Source organism: Shewanella sp. 11B5, from assembly GCF_002836795.1.
GTDB lineage: Bacteria > Pseudomonadota > Gammaproteobacteria > Enterobacterales > Shewanellaceae > Shewanella > Shewanella frigidimarina.
This window is the reverse complement of sequence record NZ_PJAP01000628.1, coordinates 1-3,719: the sequence shown is the minus strand read 5'-3', so window position 1 is coordinate 3,719 and position 3,719 is coordinate 1. Positions and strand designations below refer to the sequence as shown.

Sequence of the window (3,719 nt, the reverse complement as noted above, 5' to 3'; positions counted from 1 at the left end):
TTAACCTTACGACAACTAACTGTAAAAGAAAATATTAGAACTTAGCAGGCGCAAAACCCGTCACATCTTTTATGCCCATTTCACGGCCTAATGCAGTTAAAGGATGCACAACGACTAAACCTTTTACCGACTTATTTAACTTACCCATATCGGCTTGTTCGGCTTTAGTCAGCACACGCTTAAAACCTAACGCTTTCAACGCCACGCCTTCTTGGCTGAACTGGCGAGTTTGCTGGCCTTTAATGCTGGCGATGCGCTTAGTCACAGTCGCCACTTCTTTCTTAAACTGCAGGACAATCGTGGCATCGCCACGTGCTTCAGCCGCAGCTAACTTGCGACGAAACTTGTCTAATTTATCATTCAATGTCTGCAGTTCTAGCTTTAAATTCATTTGATTACCTTAAGTGCTTTGGTGTGTTAGTGAATCGTTTACGCTTATACGTTTGTCACAACACCGTTTCGGAGGCAGATTATATACCCAAAAGCACCCAAGATGCGAATAGCAAACGTTTCATATATGGATGTACAGGCAAAGTTTTTTACCTAGAACAAACAATCTGGATATTATCACATTATCAACCTCCATTAGCGCGACCACATAGCACACTCATCGGGTAACTCACGCTAATGTACGTTTATAGCGCTGAAGCGCTAAGTTTATGGATGACTGATCCCTTTAATGGTCAATTAATCATGCTAATCGTTTATTGGAATTGTTTGATTTATCAGCAACCAAATCTCCAAAACCCGTTTTTTGCCACATATAACAAAACCCACTATTGCAATACTTATGATAATCATTATCATTCGCGCCATTGTTAATAAAGAGCCTAACCTGTTATGACGCCATTACGTTTATCTCTACTTGCCCTTGCTTGTCAAAGTGTATTGTTTCCCGTTTATGCTCACGCACAAACACCAGTTGCCCAATCTGAGGTTGCTGCACAATCTTCAAATGATACGGCCAATGCATCACCCTCAGCCAGCTATGAACGAATAACGGTTTATGGCCGACAAAACCAAGTAGTGATGAACTCAGGTTTAGCAACCAAATCTGATATGTCGCTGATGGAAACGCCTGCGGCGGTAGTGATTGTTGATGAAGCATTAATTGATGCCCAAGGCATCACCAACATGCAAGATTTAGTTCGTAATATCAGCGGCGTAACCCAAGCGGGTAATAATTATGGTATTGGCGACAATTTAGTTGTTCGCGGATTAGGCGCCAACTACACCTACGATGGTATGTATGGCGGTGCAGGATTAGGTAACACCTTTAATCCAACTCGTTCGCTAACCAACGTGAGTTCTGTTGAAGTACTCAAAGGCCCTGCTACTGGCCTATATGGTATGGGCAGCGCGGGTGGCGTGATTAACCTTATTGAGAAAAAACCTCAATTTGACAGTAAACAGTTGTTTGAAGCTGAAGTGGGTCAATGGGATAGTTATTCTCTCATGGCTGATTCTACGGGCGGAATAACTGACGATTTAGCCTATCGCCTCGTGGCAAAAACGGCTCGTAGTACAGGTTATCGAGATCTTGGTACCGACCGCGATGAAATATATGGCTCGCTTAAATATGTATTGAATGAAAACCAAAATATTATGCTATCAACAGCATATATTAGCGATGCGATCCCCGTCGATTCAATCGGCCATCCTATCCGCATTTATAACGCAGCTTCAGTCGATGGGAAAACCGCTGGTGAAATCAGCTGGCAAGACTTAGTCAACGACCCTACCAGTAAGGGTTTACAACTAACAGACGATCAGCGCCAACAATTAACCGACTCGTTAAGCGCAAATGATGGCCTAACACCGTATGAGTTTGGTCATAACGGTCTTATTTCTCCAATGGCGAAAGACAATGAAGGCGAAGAGTTGCGCTTTAAACTAAGCCATAATGTGTACTTAACCGATGACTTATTTTTAAACCAACAACTGCAATACCGTAATTACGAAACCAGTTTTGCTCGTCAAACAGGGGCTTACAACTATGTTTACTGGCAACGTAGTGGCGTAATTAACGCCGACCCACGCGCACCTTTGGTTGAAGATGGCACCCTATATCCATATGCAGCTCGTCGTCAGGAATACCGCAAAGTCTCGGCAGAAGAAAAGTCATGGCAGTATTTTGCCGACTTACGTTATGACTTCGACATTGGCAATATCAGTAACGAATTATTAGTTAATGCTAACTTTGAAGATCGCGATATTCGCTTTAAACAGTATTCAATTTACGACGCAGATTACACCTTGAAAGATTCCGATGGTAATTTGTCATATCAAGGTTCGCTACCGTATATTTATGATATCCGTAACCCAAATTGGGGCGAAGGTGAATTTGAAGACTACGATCCATTATTAACCAGTAACTACAATAAATCTGTCACAGCTTGGGGCTTGGGCTTACAACATGTGGGTTATTTAGGTGGCGGATTTACTAGCCGTATTGGTGTCGCATTCAATGAAATTAAACAAAGTTATGAACACTTGGGTGTCGATGCTCGTTACAGTAGTAGCTTAGCAGACCCTCAACCAGAAGCGGATACCACAGATAACGGTGTAACCTACAATTTAGGCCTAACTTATATGCCTACTGACGATATCTCCATTTTCGTTAATCATTCTAAAGGCCGTACAGCATACAGTGTGTTAGGCGATGTAAAAGGCAATGAAGCAGACCGTGAAGATTCTCAATCTATCAGTAATGATTTAGGTATTCGTGCCAAAGCATTTGATGATCAATTGCTCGCCTCTTTGGTCTTTTTCAAAACATCACGTACTAATGTGGCTTATACCAATCCAGACTACGAAAGCAGCGAAGCAACACCAGATATCTTCCCGTATTTTTACGACGGCAGCGAAGATACTAAAGGGGTGGAGCTAGATCTGAATGCATATTTAAGTGACCAATGGAAAGTCAACGTTAACGCGGTTTACCAAGATGCTAGAGACAATCAAAATCCAAATAGCAGTGATTATGGCCAACGCCAAAAAGGTGTACCTTACGTCACAGCAGGCGCTTGGGTAACTTATGCCGCAGAATTTGCCTTACCAGCACCGGTATCAATCAGTCTTGGGGCTAAATATGTCGATGAACGCAGCACACACTCTAGCTCATTTGGTATTCCAGATGGTTATGTGCCAAGTTATACGGTAATCGATTCAGCGATTAGTTATGACGTTGAACGTTATAAAATCCAATTGAACATTAATAACTTATTTAATGAAACATATTACGATAAGGCGATGTTCTTAGGCGGATTACCCGGCGAAGAGCGTAATGCGAAGTTAACCCTAACTTATCGTATTTAAAAACATATCAATCTGGATTTTGCTTGCTCGAAATCTAGATCTCAATTTAGCGCTAAATCTAACGCTAAATAGAGTAACGAGATGATGAAAGCACTGCCTGTGGCAGTGCTTTTTTTATCGCTATCCAATGAGGATAATTGACTATCTAGGCTACTTGTAGGATAAACAACACATTAATTCAGCGGGTTACCTTAGGACATTATTTCATGGCTAATACCATTTTCACACCATACACCTTGAGCAATGGTGCAGTCATTTCCAATCGATTGGTCAAAGCCGCAATGGAAGAAAACCTCGCCAATACCTTGCAACAACCAGGCGATGCATTGTTCAACTTGTATGAAGCATGGGCAAAAGGCGGTGTCGGATTAATGATCACCGGTAATGTGATGATTGATCCC

The 3,719-nt window shown here is 42.1% G+C and carries 2 protein-coding genes and 1 pseudogene; 2 read left to right on the top strand and 1 reads right to left on the bottom strand.

Annotated elements, in window-relative coordinates:
* Positions 1-34 precede the first annotated feature (34 nt).
* Positions 35-391, bottom strand: coding sequence for a YibL family ribosome-associated protein (locus CXF78_RS14485; protein ID WP_011637893.1), 357 nt, complete (start codon positions 389-391; stop codon positions 35-37).
* Between the two features lie 449 nt (positions 392-840).
* Between CXF78_RS14485 and CXF78_RS14480 the strand changes: the two genes are divergently transcribed.
* Both CXF78_RS14480 and CXF78_RS14475 read left to right on the top strand, forming a co-directional pair.
* A complete protein-coding gene (locus tag CXF78_RS14480) occupies positions 841-3,318 on the top strand; it encodes a TonB-dependent receptor (RefSeq protein ID WP_102037200.1) in 2,478 nt (825 codons plus the stop codon).
* 206 nt (positions 3,319-3,524) lie between these two features.
* Positions 3,525-3,719: pseudogene (locus tag CXF78_RS14475) on the top strand (2,4-dienoyl-CoA reductase); the annotation flags it as partial.